General features: G+C 66.3%; 15 protein-coding genes. 5 read left to right on the forward strand and 10 right to left on the reverse strand.

The window, feature by feature from the left end; genetic code table 11:
• Positions 1-82 precede the first annotated feature (82 nt).
• Positions 83-1,174 (forward strand): NAD(P)/FAD-dependent oxidoreductase, encoded by a 1,092-nt coding sequence (locus AC3FNH_RS04030; protein ID WP_488719148.1) that lies wholly within the window; start codon positions 83-85, stop codon positions 1,172-1,174.
• An 11-nt stretch (positions 1,175-1,185) separates the two neighbouring features.
• Here AC3FNH_RS04030 and AC3FNH_RS04035 read toward each other — a convergent pair whose 3' ends face one another.
• The gene (locus AC3FNH_RS04035; protein ID WP_276097830.1) at positions 1,186-2,079 is read right to left on the reverse strand and encodes an alpha/beta fold hydrolase; all 894 of its coding nucleotides are present in this window, start codon (positions 2,077-2,079) and stop codon (positions 1,186-1,188) included.
• A gap of 121 nt (positions 2,080-2,200) precedes the next feature.
• Here AC3FNH_RS04035 and AC3FNH_RS04040 point away from each other — a divergent pair, with 121 nt between their 5' ends.
• A complete protein-coding gene (locus tag AC3FNH_RS04040) occupies positions 2,201-3,931 on the forward strand; it encodes an acetate--CoA ligase (RefSeq protein WP_488719149.1) in 1,731 nt (576 codons plus the stop codon).
• On the opposite strand, the gene AC3FNH_RS04045 is transcribed toward AC3FNH_RS04040, so the two are convergent.
• Positions 3,928-4,782 (reverse strand): ferritin-like domain-containing protein, encoded by an 855-nt coding sequence (locus tag AC3FNH_RS04045; RefSeq protein WP_488719150.1) that lies wholly within the window; start codon positions 4,780-4,782, stop codon positions 3,928-3,930. The genes AC3FNH_RS04040 and AC3FNH_RS04045 overlap by 4 nt on opposite strands.
• A gap of 154 nt (positions 4,783-4,936) precedes the next feature.
• On the opposite strand from AC3FNH_RS04045, the gene AC3FNH_RS04050 reads away from it, so the two are divergent.
• From AC3FNH_RS04050 to AC3FNH_RS04060, 3 genes are all read left to right on the forward strand, one after another.
• On the forward strand, positions 4,937-5,461 hold the full coding sequence (locus tag AC3FNH_RS04050; RefSeq protein WP_488719151.1) for a gamma carbonic anhydrase family protein: 525 nt from the start codon (positions 4,937-4,939) through the stop codon (positions 5,459-5,461).
• Between the two features lie 42 nt (positions 5,462-5,503).
• Positions 5,504-6,505: an Hsp33 family molecular chaperone HslO gene (gene hslO, locus AC3FNH_RS04055; RefSeq protein ID WP_488719152.1), complete on the forward strand. Its 1,002-nt coding sequence runs from the start codon at positions 5,504-5,506 to the stop codon at positions 6,503-6,505.
• Positions 6,506-6,655: 150 nt separating this feature from the next.
• A complete protein-coding gene (locus AC3FNH_RS04060) occupies positions 6,656-7,042 on the forward strand; it encodes a hypothetical protein (protein WP_488719153.1) in 387 nt (128 codons plus the stop codon).
• A gap of 44 nt (positions 7,043-7,086) precedes the next feature.
• Here the strand turns inward: AC3FNH_RS04060 and ftsB are convergent, their stop codons facing one another.
• The 8 genes from ftsB to AC3FNH_RS04100 all read right to left on the reverse strand — a co-directional run bounded on the left by ftsB (position 7,087) and on the right by AC3FNH_RS04100 (position 14,856).
• Complete coding sequence (gene ftsB, locus AC3FNH_RS04065) at positions 7,087-7,428, reverse strand: cell division protein FtsB (RefSeq protein ID WP_276097836.1); 342 nt, start codon at positions 7,426-7,428, stop codon at positions 7,087-7,089.
• A gap of 159 nt (positions 7,429-7,587) precedes the next feature.
• Positions 7,588-8,877 carry a phosphopyruvate hydratase gene (gene eno, locus AC3FNH_RS04070; protein WP_276097837.1) on the reverse strand — a complete coding sequence of 430 codons (1,290 nt, stop codon included), beginning with the start codon at positions 8,875-8,877 and terminating at the stop codon, positions 7,588-7,590.
• A 106-nt stretch (positions 8,878-8,983) separates the two neighbouring features.
• A complete protein-coding gene (locus AC3FNH_RS04075; protein ID WP_276097838.1) occupies positions 8,984-9,277 on the reverse strand; it encodes a DUF1330 domain-containing protein in 294 nt (97 codons plus the stop codon).
• Positions 9,278-9,359: 82 nt separating this feature from the next.
• Positions 9,360-10,229: a 3-deoxy-8-phosphooctulonate synthase gene (kdsA, locus tag AC3FNH_RS04080; protein WP_488719154.1), complete on the reverse strand. Its 870-nt coding sequence runs from the start codon at positions 10,227-10,229 to the stop codon at positions 9,360-9,362.
• Positions 10,230-10,255: 26 nt separating this feature from the next.
• Entirely contained in the window at positions 10,256-11,908 is a 1,653-nt protein-coding gene (pyrG, locus tag AC3FNH_RS04085; protein WP_276097840.1) for a CTP synthase, read from the reverse strand.
• A gap of 128 nt (positions 11,909-12,036) precedes the next feature.
• Entirely contained in the window at positions 12,037-12,843 is an 807-nt protein-coding gene (locus AC3FNH_RS04090; RefSeq protein ID WP_276097841.1) for an alpha/beta fold hydrolase, read from the reverse strand.
• A gap of 13 nt (positions 12,844-12,856) precedes the next feature.
• On the reverse strand, positions 12,857-13,678 hold the full coding sequence (locus AC3FNH_RS04095) for a proteasome-type protease (protein WP_488719155.1): 822 nt from the start codon (positions 13,676-13,678) through the stop codon (positions 12,857-12,859).
• Positions 13,679-14,016: 338 nt separating this feature from the next.
• Positions 14,017-14,856, reverse strand: coding sequence for a transglutaminase family protein (locus AC3FNH_RS04100; RefSeq protein ID WP_276100754.1), 840 nt, complete (start codon positions 14,854-14,856; stop codon positions 14,017-14,019).
• Positions 14,857-14,884: the final 28 nt, after the last annotated feature.

Below are 14,884 nucleotides of genomic sequence, written 5' to 3' on the forward strand. Positions count from 1 at the left end.
TTGCCGGCAACGCTGGCGTCGGCGGGATGGCGCCGGCGGCGCGGTATAGTCGGGTTTTGGAATTTCCGCCGCACCCAAGCCAATGCCCACCGACAACGCCACTGCCCTGCCCGGGACCGCCGACACCACCACCACCACCGACGTGCTGATCGTCGGAGCGGGCCCGGTTGGCCTGTTCGCCGCCTTCCAGGCCGGCGTGCTTGGCCTGAAATGCGAGCTGATCGATGTGCTGGATCGCGCCGGCGGCCAATGCACCGAGCTATACCCCGAGAAGCCGATCTACGACATCCCGGCCGTGCCGGGCTGCCTGGCCCAGGATCTCGTGGACCGCCTGCTGGAACAGTGCGCGCCCTTTGCCTTCCCGATGCACTTCAACCAGCGTGCCGAAGGCGTGACCGAAGTGCTGCCCGTACAAGGCCACGGCCATCCGCGCCTGCTGGTGACCACCGACAACGGCAAGCGCTTCGACGTTGCCGCCGTGCTGGTCTGCTCCGGTGCCGGCGCCTTTGCGCCGCAGCGCGTGTCGCTGCCGGAAGCCCCGGCGCTCGAAGGCCGTCATGTGCATTACGCGGTGCGCGACGTGTCGCGCTTCGCCGGCAAGCGCGTGATCGTGGCAGGCGGCGGTGATTCCGCGCTGGACTGGGCGCTCGCGCTGCGCAAGGTGGCTGCGCGCGTCACGCTGCTGCACCGGCGCGATGGCTTCCGCGCCGCCGACGGCACGGTGGCGGAAATGCACGCGGCCGTGGCGGCCGGCGAGATGGATTTCGTCGTCGGCATGCTTGGCGCGCTCAAGACCAGCGGCGAGGGCAACGATGCCGCGCTCACGGAGATCGAGGTCCGCAGCCGCGACGGCGTCCAGACCCTGCCCGCGGACGAACTGGTGGCGCTCTACGGACTGGTCTCGGAACCCGGCCCGATCGCGCAGTGGGACATGGACATGCGCGCCGGCCGCATCCTGGTCGACACCACCACCTACGAAAGCTCGCGGCGCGGCATTTTCGCGGCCGGCGACATCGCCTACTACGCCAACAAGCAGAAGCTGATCCTGTCAGGCTTCCACGAGGCCGCGCTGGCCTTGCGCAAGGCCTATCACTACGCGTTTCCCGAGAAGTCGCTGGTGCACGTGCACACCAGCAACAACGCGGCGCTTAAAGAAAAGCTCACGCACGCCTGAGCACCGCGCGCTCAGGTGCAGAACGACTCGATCAGCGCTGCCACCGCGGCGGGCTGGTCATGGTGCAGCATGTGGCCCGCATCATCGATCACCGCCTCGCGGAAATCGCGGAACGCGCGGAAGCGCTCGCGGAATTCCTCGAGCGTCTGCTTGTGGGCGATATGGCGCAGCGTTTCCGAATCGCGCGCCTCCACATGCAGCACCGGGGCGCTCACCTGCGCCCAGATCGCCATGATCTCGTCGAGGCGGTACAGCATCGGGTTCACCAGCTTGTGCGCCGGATCGCCAAGGATCTCCCAGCGCCCGGCCTCGTTGCGGCGCGACCAGTGTTCGGCAAGGAACGCGGCGCGGTCGTCGGGCAGCCGCGGATTGGTCTTCTGCAGCCGCGCCGCCACGCCGGCAAGATCGTCGTAGGTACGCAGCTCCGGCCCCTGGCGCAATTCGTCGAGCCAGCGCGCGTAGCGTTTCGGCGCCTGCTCGGCACGTGTCTGCGTCAAGCCGAACCCCTCCAGATCCACTACCCGGCGCACACGCCCGGGGCGGATGCCCGCATACAGGCAAGACACATTGGCACCCATGCTGTGCCCCACCAGGTCCACCTGCCCGTCGGGCTGGTAGTGGTCGAGCAGCGCCTCCAGGTCGGCGAGGTAGTCGGCAAACCAGTATGACTGCGTGCCCGGATAGTGCGTCGGCCAGTCGCTTTCGCCAAAGCCGCGCCAGTCGGGCGCGATCACGTGCCACTCCCGCTCCAGGCAGTCGACCAGGAACTGGAACGATGCCGCCACGTCCATCCAGCCATGCAGCATGAACAGCTTCGGCGCGCCCGGCGTTCCCCACTGCCGCACGTGATAGCGCAGCCCACGTAACGTGATAAATTCAGAACGCGAGGTTTCCTTGATGGTCATCTGTCTCCCCTGGTTGCAGGCTTTCCCAGCCTCGCCCGGCCCCGGAGGCCGGCGTGGAAGCCCGCTTAAAATCGAACGATCGTTCGCAGAATTATAGCGAGACTGACAAGGAGACAGCAGGATGGCTGCAGCGGGCCTGCCGGCGAGCCGGCGCGACGATTACCAGTCGCTCTACGATACTTTCCGCTGGGAGGTGCCCGCGCACTTCAACTTGGCTGAAGCGTGCTGTGGCCGCTGGGCACGCGACCCGGCCACGGCCGACCACATTGCGGTCTATACCGAGCATGAGGATGGGCGCCGCGACGCCTTCAGTTGCGCGTACCTGCAAGCCGAATCCAACCGGCTGTCGGCAGCGCTGCGCGGGCTTGGCGTGCAGCGTGGCGACCGCGTTGCCATCGTGATGCCGCAACGCATCGAGACCGCCATTGCCTACATGGCGATCTTTCAGCTCGGCGCCATCGCCACACCGCTGTCGATGTTGTTCGGGCCCGAGGCGCTGGCCTACCGCATCGGCCACAGCGAGTCTGTCGTGGCGATCGCGGATGAGACATCGATCGACAACGTTCTCGCCGCGCGCCCGGAATGTCCGACGCTCGCCACCGTGATCGCCGCCGGCGAAGCGCGCGGGCGCGGCGACCACGACTGGGACGTCCTGCTGGCCGCGCAACTGCCGACCTTCACAGCCGAGCAAACCAAGGCCGAGGAAGCCGCCGTGCTGATCTACACCAGTGGCACCACGGGGCCGCCCAAGGGCGCGCTGATCCCGCACCGGGCGCTGATCGGCAACCTCCCCGGCTTTGTCTGCTCGCAGAACTGGTATCCGCAGGACGACGACGTATTCTGGAGCCCCGCCGACTGGGCCTGGACCGGCGGCCTGTGGGATGCACTGATGCCGGCGCTCTATTTCGGCAAGCCGATCCTCGGCTACCAGGGCCGGTTCTCGGCCGAGCGCGCGTTCGAGCTGCTAGAGCGCTACGCCGTCACCAACACCTTCCTGTTTCCGACCGCGCTCAAGCAGATGATGAAGGCCTGCCCCGACCCGCGGCAACGCTACACGCTGAAGCTGCGCGCGCTGATGAGCGCCGGCGAAGCGGTCGGCGAAACCGTCTTCAACTGGTGCCGCGATGCCATGGGCGTGATCGTCAACGAGATGTTCGGCCAGACCGAGATCAACTACATCGTCGGCAACTGCACCGCCCAGCACGACGAGGCGCGCCTGGGCTGGCCGGCACGGCCGGGCTCGATGGGCCGGCCCTACCCGGGCCATCGCGTACAGGTCATCGATGACGAAGGCCGGCCGTGCGTGCCCGGCGAGGATGGCGAGGTCGCGGTCTGCACCACCGACATCCACGGCCATCCCGATCCGGTCTTTTTCCTCGGCTACTGGAAGAACGAAGCGGCCACCGCCGCCAGGTATGTGGAGCGCGACGGCCAGCGCTGGTGCCGCACCGGCGACCTGGCCCGCATCGATGCCGACGGCTACCTCTGGTACCAGGGCCGTGCCGACGATGTCTTCAAGTCGTCGGGCTACCGCATCGGCCCGAGCGAGATCGAGAACTGCCTGCTCAAGCATCCGGCCGTGTCCAACTGCGCGGTGGTGCCTTCGCCGGATGCGGAGCGCGGCGCGGTGGTCAAGGCCTTCATCGTGCTCACGCCTGCGGTGGCGCGCTCGTTCGACAGCGACGCCGCGCTGGTGACCGCATTGCAGGAGCACGTGCGCGACCAGCTCGCGCCTTACGAATACCCGAAGAAGATCGAGTTCATCGACCAGTTGCCGATGACGACTACCGGGAAAGTCCAGCGACGGGTGCTCAGGCTGCTGGAGCAGGAGCGTGCGGCCGGCAAGCGCTAACCGGCCGAGGCCTCCAGCCATGCCAGCTCATCCTCGTCGAAACCGGCGGCGCGGCGCGCAGCGAGGTTGAACGGGCCGCGCAGTTTCGGCGCGCGGTGCTGCAGCGCCAGCGCGGCATAGGTCGATACCGGGTCGAGCCCGCGCTGCTCGCAAAGCCAGCGGTACCAGCGGTTGCCGATGGCCACGTGCCCCACTTCATCGCGCAGGATGATGTCGATGATGGCGGCGGCCGCGTGGTCGCCCGCACCGGCCAGCTTCGCGCGCACCGGCGGCGAGGCATCGAGCCCGCGCGCTTCCAGCGTGCGCGGCACCAGCGCCATGCGCGCCAGCACGTCGCCCGCGGTGCGGTCGCACATCTCCCACAGGCTGTTGTGGGCAGGGAAATCGCCATAGCCAAAGCCAAGCGTGCCGAGATGGTCGGCCAGCAACGTGAAATGCAGCGCCTCCTCGTCGGCCACGCGCAGCCAGTCGCGGTAGTAGTCCGCCGGCATGCGGGGAAAGCGCCAGACCGCGTCGAGCGCCAGGTTGATGGCGTTGAATTCGATGTGGCACAGCGCGTGAATCATGGCGGCGCGCCCGTCATCGGTATGCAGCGAGCGGCGACGCTGGACCCGTTGCGGCGGCACCAGTTCGGGCCGCGGCGGACGGCCCGGAATGCGCTGCGCCGCGTCGGCGGCAATGTGATCTTCCGCCCCCATACGAGCGGCATCGGCCTGCGCGAAGTCCCGGAACAGTGCGCGCGCGGCCTTGGCCTTGTCCCTCGCATCGGTCAGGCAAAGCACGCCGAGTGCCTGCTGGCGCAACGTTTGTGGAGGATCAGGCAAATGGGCGTCGGGTGAAATCTCTGGCATGGGCGTAAAATCCGGTCTGCCGCTATTGTAGAGCCGCGCCGGGCGCTCCCGGCCATGCATGCGGCGTGCCGGCGCCAAGGCCGGCCGCGACAACTCCCGGCTCTTTAAAGGCCGGCGGCAATCCCCAGATAACAACTTTCGTGCAGGAGATTCCATGGCGCTGTACCAGCTCGGCGAACTCGTTCCCAATATCGATCAGGACGCCTACGTGGCCCCCGAAGCCACCATCATCGGCAACGTGACGCTGAGGTCGCGCGCCAGTGCATGGCCGGGCGTGGTGATCCGGGGCGACAACGAACCGATCGTGGTCGGTGCCGACACCAATATCCAGGAAGGCTCCGTGCTGCATACCGACCCGGGCTGCCCGCTGACGCTGGGCGACAAGGTCTCGATCGGCCACCAGGCCATGCTGCACGGCTGCACCGTCGGCGACGGCTCGCTGATCGGCATCCAGGCCGTGGTGCTGAACCGCGCCGTGATCGGCAAGGAATGCCTGGTCGGCGCGGGGGCGGTGGTGACCGAGGGCAAGGTGTTCCCGGACCGTTCGCTGATCCTGGGCGCTCCGGCCAAGGTGGTGCGCGAACTGACCGACCAGGACGTGGCCAACCTGTACCGCAATGCCGAGACCTACGCCACGCGCCAGGCCATGTACAAGCAACAGCTCAAGCGGATCGACTGACAGGCACCGCGGCAGCTACAACCGATTGACAGACAGATTATTGTGACTGATACGACCACTACCGACACCCTGCAGAAATTCCTGTTCGACGCGGCCCCCGTGCGCGGCGAACTGGTCCGCATGGAAGCCACCTGGCGCGAAGTGCTGAACCGCCACGCCTATCCCGCGCCGGTGCGGCGCGTGCTGGGCGAGATGATGGCTGCCGCCGCGCTGCTGTCGGCCAACCTCAAGTTCAACGGCGCGCTCGTGATGCAGCTGCATGGCGATGGCCCGGTGCGCATGCTGGTGGTGGAGTGCCTGTCCGACCTGTCGATGCGCGCCACCGCAAAACTGGCGGAAGGCGTGCAGATCGCCGACGACGCCACGCTGCCCGACCTCGTCAATGTCCACGGCCACGGCCGCTTTGCCATTACGCTCGACCCGAAGGACAAGCTGCCAGGCCAGCAGGCCTATCAAGGCATCGTGCCGCTGGCTGACACCCATGGTCCGCTGGCCAGCATGAGCGCCGTGCTGGAGCACTACATGCAGACCTCCGAGCAGCTCGACACGCGCCTGTGGCTGGCCGCCGACGACCATACTGCGGCCGGCATGCTGCTGCAGAAGCTGCCGTCCTACGGCGGCACGCAGGAAGTCGGCGAAACCGGTGCGGCCCTGTCGGGCCACGGCCGTGCGCAGGACCTGGACACCTGGGACCGCGCCTGCCAGCTCGGCCACACGCTGAAAGCGGAAGAGCTGCTGGCCGAGACGCCGGACACGCTGCTGCGCCGCCTGTTCTGGGAAGACCTGCAAGAGGCCGGGCTGCGCGTCTTCGAGCCGCTCACCCCGCACTTCCATTGCTCGTGCTCGCGTGCCAAGGTGGCGGGCATGCTGCAGTCACTGGGACAGGACGAGATTGACGGCATCGTGGCCGAACGCGGCAATGTGGAGATCCATTGCGATTTCTGCGGCCAGCGCTATGAATTCGATGCGGTGGACTGCGCCCAGCTGTTCACGCCCGCGCATGTCGCCACCGGCGCTGGCGAAGGCGTTCATCACCAGCACTGATCCCCGGACTGGCCCATTGGGCCGGCGGTGCAGCGGACATGTCGGGTGCGAACCACCCGGCAGGGTGCAAGTCCAACGGCTAAGCTGATATCGATGGCGCCGTCGCCTCAAGGCTGGCGCCGACGCTCCAACCCGTCATTGGTCGCTGCCATGTCCGTCGCCCGTCTGTCTCGCTCCCTGCCTGTCCTGCCAGCATTGCTGGCTGCCGCACTGCTGGCTGGCGGCTGTGCCGCCCCGGTACCGCGCGATATCAACGGCACGCCCGCCACTGCGCGCCTGGCCCCGGATGCCGCATCTACGGCCCCGCTCAGCGTCGGGCAGATTCAGCAGCTCGATGCCCTGAACCAGCAGATCCTGCGTGACCAGGAAGCCGCCATCGGCCGGCAACAGGCGGCCGAAGCGGCCTACCGCGCGGCGTATGCCTATCCCAATACGAGCTGGAACCTGTTCTATGGAGGCTGGGGTGGCGGCCACTGGGGCGGTGGCGTGAGCGTCAGCTCGCCCGGCTACTGGGGCGGCTACCCATACTGGTGGTAATGATGACAAAGCCGGCCGCGCCTGGACCGGCCAGCGGCGAGTGCTCAGTGGTGACCGGTGGCTGCGGGCGAGTTCGGCGGCGGCGGCAGCGGCGGCGTGGCGCTGACCTTGGGCGCCGGCGCGACGAACTGCACGAACACCTCGCCATCCTTCACCATGCCCAGCTCGTAGCGGGCACGCTCCTCGATGGCACCCGTACCGTCCTGCAAGTCCTTCACTTCCCCCTCCAGCTTGGCATTGCGCAGCTTCAGCGTCTGATTGTGGGTGACCTGCTCCTCGACTTGCCGGTTCAGTTCCCAGACGCGCAGCCAGCCGCCCTTGCCGAGCCAGAGCGGATACTGGATGGCGAGCAACAGCACGAACAACAGCAAAGAAATCAGGCGCATGAGGCGTGGCGGACAAAAATTTCCGCACAATGATGTGCGAACTCGGGCCGGAAGGCAATGCCGGCCAGATTTCGATACAAATCCGGATACAAAAACGGCGGCGGCACGGATCGAGTCCGTGCCGCCGCCGTCAGGGGCGCGTCAGGCGCCTGCGCTGGTTCAGCGCAGGTTGTAGAACGCGCTCTTGCCCGGGTAGCTGGCGATATCGCCGAGGTCTTCCTCGATGCGCAGCAGCTGGTTGTACTTCGAGATACGGTCCGAACGCGACAGCGAACCGGTCTTGATCTGGCCGGCGTTAGTGCCCACGGCGATGTCGGCAATGGTGCTGTCTTCGGTTTCGCCCGAACGGTGCGAGATCACGGCGGTGTAGCCGGCACGCTTGGCCATCTCGATGGCGGCGAAGGTCTCGGTCAGCGTGCCGATCTGGTTGATCTTGATGAGGATCGAGTTGCCGATGCCCTTCTCGATGCCTTCCTTCAGGATCTTGGTGTTGGTCACGAACAGGTCGTCGCCCACCAGCTGAACGCGCGTGCCCAGCTTTTCGGTCAGCGTCTTCCAGCCGTCCCAGTCGCCTTCGGCCATGCCGTCCTCGATCGACACGATCGGGAACTTGTCGCACAGGTTGGCCAGGTAGTCGGCGAACTGCGTCGACGACAGCTTCAGGCCTTCGCCTTCGAGCTGATACACGTCTTCGGCTTCGTGGTAGAACTCGCTCGCGGCGCAGTCCAGCGCCAGCAGCACGTCCTCGCCCATGCGGTAGCCGGCCTTCTCGACGGCCTGGACGATGGTGTTCAGGCACTCCTCGTTCGACGAGAAGTTCGGGGCGAAGCCGCCCTCGTCGCCCACGGCGGTGGACATGCCCTTGTCGGCCAGGATCTTCTTCAGCGCGTGGAAGACCTCGGCGCCGCAGCGCAGGGCTTCACGGAAGCTGCTCGCCGACACCGGCATGATCATGAATTCCTGGATGTCCAGGCTGTTGTTGGCGTGCGCGCCGCCGTTGACGATGTTCATCATCGGCACCGGCATCTGCATCGCGCCCGAGCCGCCGAAATAGCGGTACAGCGGCAGCCCGGCTTCTTCGGCGGCGGCCTTGGCCACGGCCATCGACACCGCCAGCATGGCGTTGGCGCCCAGGCGGCTCTTGTTCTCGGTGCCGTCCAGGTCGATCAGGGTGCGGTCCAGGAAGGCCTGCTCGGAAGCGTCCAGGCCCATGATGGCTTCGGAGATCTCGGTGTTGATATGCTCGACAGCCTTCAGCACGCCCTTGCCCAGGTAGCGGCTCTTGTCGCCGTCGCGCAGCTCGATGGCTTCGCGCGAACCGGTCGACGCGCCCGACGGCACAGCCGCACGGCCCATCACGCCGGATTCCAGCAGCACGTCGCATTCGACGGTGGGATTGCCACGCGAGTCGAGAACCTCGCGACCGATGATATCTACGATTGCACTCATGAATTCCTCTCTGACTGTTGATTCTTGCTGCTGCTGATTACTGCAACCTGCTCGTGTGTCAGGGCGATGTCACGCGCCCGGAAAAGGCAAAACAGGGCTTGCCGGCTCAGGCCGCGCCCTCGACCACGATCATGTTCATGCGCGCCGCATGCTCGCGTGCCTTGCGGGCAGCACGGTAGGCCTCCCCGTCATGGAAGGCCTTGGCGGCGTCGAAGCTGGGGAATTTCAGCACGACGACGCGGGTGGGCGCCCATTCCCCTTCAAGGTTCTCGGACTTGCCGCCGCGCACCAGCACTTCCGCGCCATGGATCTGCATGGCCTTGCTGGAGAGCACCTTGTATTCCTCGTACTGCTGGGGGTCCGTCACGTCGACGTAGGCGATGATATAGCCGGCGGCCATGCTGTATCTCCCGATGTTTTGTATTGTCTTTCGATACGGTTTGTCACGGCCGGCCTAGCGGCAGTGACAAACCGGGGCCTGTTCAGGCGCAGGCAGGCCAGCCGAAGTTGTCTTCAAGGAAGCCGGCACGCTTGACCAGCGTGTCGAGGTCCTTGAGCACGGCCAGCAGTTCCTTCATGCGCGACAGCGGCACCGCGTTCGGGCCATCGGACATGGCCTTGCTCGGGTCCGGGTGCGTTTCCATGAACAGCCCGGCCACGCCGGTGGCCACCGCAGCACGCGACAGCACGGGCACGAACTCGCGCTGGCCGCCCGAACTGGTACCCTGCCCGCCCGGCAGCTGCACCGAGTGAGTGGCGTCGAACACCACCGGGGCGCCGGTCTCGCGCATGATCGCGAGCGAGCGCATGTCCGAGACCAGGTTGTTGTAGCCGAAGGACACGCCGCGCTCGCAGGCCATGAAGACGTCGTCCGGCAGACCGGCTTCGCGCGCGGCGTCGCGGGCCTTGTCGATCACGTTCTTCATGTCGTGCGGCGCCAGGAACTGGCCCTTCTTGATATTCACCGGCTTGCCGCTCTGGGCGCAGGCACGGATGAAATCGGTCTGGCGGCACAGGAACGCCGGCGTCTGCAGCACATCGACCACGGCCGCCACCGGCTTGACCTCGTCGATCTCGTGGATGTCGGTCAGCACCGGCACGCCGATCTCGCGCTTCACGGTCGCCAGGATCTCCAGGCCCTTCTCCATCCCGAGGCCGCGGAACGACTTGCCCGACGAACGGTTGGCCTTGTCGAACGACGACTTGTAGATGAACGGGATACCCAGCTCGCTGGTGATCTTCTTGAGCTCGCCGGCGGTATCGAGCGCCATCTGCTCGGACTCGATCACACACGGGCCGGCGATCAGGAAGAACGGCTTGTCGAGGCCAGCCTCGAATCCACAGAGTTTCATGACAGTCTCCTGCTTGGCGCCCGGCTTCAGGCGCCCTTGCGCTGCTGGCCGGCCAGCGCGGCTTCGACGTAGGCCTTGAACAGCGGGTGGCCGTCACGCGGCGTGGAGGTGAATTCCGGGTGGAACTGCACGCCGACGAACCACGGGTGCATCGACTCCGGCAGCTCCATCATCTCGGGCAGGTTCTCGGTCGGGGTGCGCGCGGAGATCACCATGCCGGCGTCTTCGAGCGTCGGCACGTAGTGGTTGTTGACCTCGTAGCGGTGACGGTGACGCTCGTTGACCTCGGCGCCGTAGATCGACGCGGCCTTGGTCCCTTCCTTCACCGGCACGCGCTGCGCGCCCAGGCGCATGGTGCCGCCCAGGTCCGATTCCGCCGAACGCTGCTCGACCTTGCCTTCGCGGTCGACCCACTCGGTGATCAGCGCGACCACCGGGTGTTCGGTTTCCAGGTTGAATTCGGTCGAGTTGGCGTCAGCCATGTTTGCCACGTGGCGGGCAAACTCGATCACGGCGAGCTGCATGCCCAGGCAGATACCCAGGTACGGAATCTTGTTCTCGCGAGCGTACTGGATCGCGCGGATCTTGCCTTCCGTGCCGCGCTTGCCGAAGCCGCCCGGCACCAGGATGGCGTCCAGCGGGGCCAGCACTTCCAGGTGGCCCGATTCCAGTTCCTCGGAATCGATGTACTCGATGTTCACGCGCGTGGCGGTGTGCATGCCGGCGTGGCGCAGCGCCTCGATCAGCGACTTGTACGACTCGGTCAGGTCGACGTACTTGCCGACCATGCCGATGGTGATCTCGTGCTGCGGGTTTTCCTGCGCGTTGACCAGCTTCTGCCACATCGACAGGTCGGCCGGCTTCGGGTCCAGGCGCAGCTCTTCGCAGATCAGGCGGTCGAGGCCCTGCTCGTTGAGCATCTGCGGGATCTTGTAGATGCTGTCGGCATCCCACACCGAAATCACGGCGTCCTGGGGGATGTTGGCGAACAGCGAAATCTTGGCGCGTTCGTCGTCCGGGATCGGGCGGTCGGCGCGGCACAGCAGCGCGGTCGGCGAAATGCCGATTTCGCGCAGCTTCTGCACCGAGTGCTGCGTCGGCTTGGTCTTCAGCTCGCCAGCGCTGGCAATGAACGGCACCAGGGTCAGGTGCACGAACGCGCAGCGGTTGCGGCCCATGCGCAGGCTCATCTGGCGCGCGGCTTCCAGGAACGGCAGCGATTCGATGTCACCGACGGTACCGCCGATTTCCACCAGCGCCACGTCGGCCTTGCCGTCGTGCGAGGCAGCGGCGCCCTTCTCGATGAAGGCCTGGATCTCGTTGGTGATATGCGGGATCACCTGCACGGTCTTGCCCAGGTACTCGCCGCGGCGTTCCTTGCGGATCACCGATTCGTAGATCTGGCCCGTGGTGAAGTTGTTCGACTTGCGCATCTTGGCCGAGACGAAACGCTCGTAGTGGCCGAGATCGAGGTCGGTTTCCGCGCCGTCTTCCGTGACGAACACCTCGCCATGCTGGAAGGGGCTCATCGTGCCGGGATCGACGTTGATGTAGGGATCTAGCTTGAGGAGGGTGACTTTGAGGCCGCGCGACTCAAGAATGGCCGCGAGCGAGGCAGCAGCGATGCCCTTGCCGAGAGAAGAGACGACGCCACCGGTGACGAAGACGAATTTGGTCATAAACCGAGCTTGCCGGGGAAATCGGGATTATACATGAGACCCCGTCCCCCGCAGGCCCGGAAATTTGTGACAAGCGCAGGCCGGCAGCCGGTCTTCGGCGCCTCTGCGGCGCATTCGCCGCTTGCGGTTCAGCGCCCGTCGCGCCGCATTCCGGCGATCAGTTCGCGGATCAGTTGCGCGGTCTCCTGCGGCCGCTCCATCGGGTAGAGATGGCCGCCTTCGATGAAGCGCAGGTTCTCGCCGACCAGCTTGCGCGTGGCGCCAAGTCCACATTGCCTGACCTCGCGTGATTTCGTGCCGGCCACGAAGCCGACCGGTACCGGCGCACCGCGCGCTACCTTGCGGCCCAGGCCGGTCGGCAGCGTGCGGTAGATCCAGTATTCCACCTCGCGGTTGAAGCGCAGCTGCCGCTCGCTGTCCTTGCCGGTCGGCTCGGTCCCATGCAGCGCATAGTCGCGCAGCATTTCCTGATCCCAGATCGCGAAGTTCGGTTTCGACCGGAAGTGCTCCCAGACCGCTTCGGCATCCGGCCAGTGCGTGCGCCGGTTTTTGGTCACCGCGGCGGGGCCCGGCTTCTCATCCATGCCGAGCATCTGCGCGGTCTTCAGCAACGACGCGCGCCAGCCCGCGATGATCGGCGAATCGAGCATCACCACGCCGCGCACCCACTCGGGGCGCCGCAGCGCGGCCATCAGCGACAGGAAGCCGCCAAGCGAATGCCCGACCAGCCATACCGGCTCGCGGTACTGGCGCTGCACCAGATCGAGCAGCTCCTCCACCAGATGCGGCCAGCCGCGCGTCACCGGATATTCGGGCCGGTGCCCGTAGCGCTCGACGGCGCGGAACTCGAAATCGCCCTCGAGTTCGGCGAACAGCTTGCGGTAGGTCGGCACCGGAAAGCCATTGGCATGGGAAAAATGGATGATCTCGCGCATCGCCCCGCCCCGCTCAGTCCTGCGTGCGCGAACGCTCGCGCGTGGCCCGCACCGGCTGCCCCCAGCGGTCGGCCTCGTCCGTGCGCGCAAGCGGAAACTCGGCCTCGCGCGAGGCATCCCACTCCGGGTCATGGATCTCGCCGAACACCTGGCGCAGGCGCTGGCCCCAGGTGTCGCGGATCATGCGGAAATAGGCGTTCTTCTCGTCGATGTTGACGAAGTGCGTGACCCGCAGCGTGTCGGCCTCGTAGACCAGCAGATCGAGCGGCAGGCCCACGGAGATGTTCGACTTCAGTGTCGAATCCATCGAGATCAGCGCGCATTTGGCGCTTTCGCCGAGCGGCAGCGACGGGTGCACCACGCGGTCGATGATCGGCTTGCCGTACTTGGCTTCTCCGATCTGGAAATAGCAGTTCTCGGGCGTGGCCTCGACGAAATTGCCGGCCGCGTAGACGTTGAACAGCCGCATGCGCTCGCCGCGGATCTGCCCGCCGAAGATCAGGCTCACATTGAACTCGATGCCGGCATCGCGCATCGCATGGGCATCGCGCTTGTGCACCTGGCGCACAGCATCGCCGACGATGGAAGCGGCCTCGAACATATCGCGCGCGGTCCATAGCGAGCGCTTCTCGTCGCGCCCCTCGACCAGGCACTGGCGCACCGACTGGCTGATGGCAAGATTGCCGGCGGTCAGCAGCACCATCACGCGGTCGCCAGGCTCTTCGAACACCGTCATCTTGCGTGCGGTGGAAATCGCGTCGACACCGGCATTGGTGCGCGAATCGGAAAGGAACACCAGGCCGGCATCGAGCCGCATGGCAACACAGTAGGTCATGGTCTTGTCGTCGGAACCGTGCGGGGTTGCAGCGGGAATTCTAGCGCCCGCTGGCCTGCTGCGGGCGCCGGCATCACCGGTTTCGAGACAGTGTTCGGATTTCGATTTCGGGCAAGGCGCCCCGGACTGGCCCCGCTCAGCCGCTGACAGCGTGCCGGAGGGCCATCGCAGCTTCGACGAGAGGGTGGCAACGGCTTCGACGACGATATCGCCGGGATCCGTTACTGCTGTGCGAGCCATTGCCGCGCACGCCCACCGGCAAGCTGGTGAAACACCTGCTACCTGCTGTGCACCATGCAGGTGACGTGCCGCACCTGCATGGTGCGGCACGCATCACATCAGTCGGTCACGGGGATGATGGCGATATTGACTTGCAGGGTCTCGCCGCTGCCGCCTTCCAGGATGCCCCGAACCGGTGCCGCGGACTGGTAGTCGCGTCCCACGGCCAGGCGAACGTGCCGGTGGTCCGTGACGCAACGGTGCGTGACGTCGATGCTGCACCACAGGTCGCGGCTGGCATCCAGGCAGACATCCGTCCAGGCATGGCTAGCCAATTCGGTCGCAGCCGGATCATAGAAGTATCCGCTCACGTAGCGCGCGGGGATGCCGAAGGCGCGGCAGGCCGCCACCATCACTTGCGCCTGGTCCTGGCATACGCCGCTGCCCAGTTGAAATGCCTCGGCGGCAGATGTACCGACGTGCGTCGTGTTGGCCGCATAGCGCACGCGTTCGGCGATGCCATCGGCCAGCGCCAGCAGCGCCGGCACCTCGTGCCCCGCCGCCAGAAATGGCGCGGCGAAAGCCTGCATCTCCCGCGGGGCCGCGGTGAGCGGCGTACCGCCGATGAAGTACAAAGGCGACACGCGCGCTTCACCCGCCATGGGTGCATCGCGGAACGCATGGGGGCCGTCGCGTTCCGCGCCTTCGTTTCCTCGAGTGACGTGCACCTCACCGATCGCGGTGATCGCGATCTTATTGGCCGGCCCGCTGACGGTGAAGTTATGGACGATATTGCCGAAGCCGTCACGCGCCTCGGACAGGTTGCCAGGCGCCTGCAGCTCCCAGGCCTGCACGGCCTGCAGCGGACCCGAGCGCGGCGCGAGCCGCAGTTCGTGCACGCTGCGCCGCACCGGCTCCGCGTAACGGTAGACGGTCTGGTGATGGATCTTGTATTTCACGGTGTCAGGAGTGCCGCTGCGACGACTG

This window comes from Cupriavidus sp. 22TCCZM01-5 (genome assembly GCF_057798915.1).

Excerpts from the sequence above, each read along its gene's own strand:
- AC3FNH_RS04030 (WP_488719148.1), top strand. The coding sequence starts at position 83 with ATGCCCACCGACAACGCCACTGCCCTGCCCGGGACCGCCGACACCACC.
- AC3FNH_RS04060 (WP_488719153.1), top strand. The coding sequence starts at position 6,656 with ATGTCCGTCGCCCGTCTGTCTCGCTCCCTGCCTGTCCTGCCAGCATTG.
- AC3FNH_RS04090 (WP_276097841.1), bottom strand. The coding sequence starts at position 12,843 with ATGCGCGAGATCATCCATTTTTCCCATGCCAATGGCTTTCCGGTGCCG.
- AC3FNH_RS04075 (WP_276097838.1), bottom strand. The coding sequence starts at position 9,277 with ATGGCCGCCGGCTATATCATCGCCTACGTCGACGTGACGGACCCCCAG.
- AC3FNH_RS04095 (WP_488719155.1), bottom strand. The coding sequence starts at position 13,678 with ATGACCTACTGTGTTGCCATGCGGCTCGATGCCGGCCTGGTGTTCCTT.
- AC3FNH_RS04035 (WP_276097830.1), bottom strand. The coding sequence starts at position 2,079 with ATGACCATCAAGGAAACCTCGCGTTCTGAATTTATCACGTTACGTGGG.
- kdsA (WP_488719154.1), bottom strand. The coding sequence starts at position 10,229 with ATGAAACTCTGTGGATTCGAGGCTGGCCTCGACAAGCCGTTCTTCCTG.
- AC3FNH_RS04040 (WP_488719149.1), top strand. The coding sequence starts at position 2,201 with ATGGCTGCAGCGGGCCTGCCGGCGAGCCGGCGCGACGATTACCAGTCG.
- eno (WP_276097837.1), bottom strand. The coding sequence starts at position 8,877 with ATGAGTGCAATCGTAGATATCATCGGTCGCGAGGTTCTCGACTCGCGT.
- ftsB (WP_276097836.1), bottom strand. The coding sequence starts at position 7,428 with ATGCGCCTGATTTCTTTGCTGTTGTTCGTGCTGTTGCTCGCCATCCAG.
- AC3FNH_RS04045 (WP_488719150.1), bottom strand. The coding sequence starts at position 4,782 with ATGCCAGAGATTTCACCCGACGCCCATTTGCCTGATCCTCCACAAACG.
- pyrG (WP_276097840.1), bottom strand. The coding sequence starts at position 11,908 with ATGACCAAATTCGTCTTCGTCACCGGTGGCGTCGTCTCTTCTCTCGGC.
- AC3FNH_RS04050 (WP_488719151.1), top strand. The coding sequence starts at position 4,937 with ATGGCGCTGTACCAGCTCGGCGAACTCGTTCCCAATATCGATCAGGAC.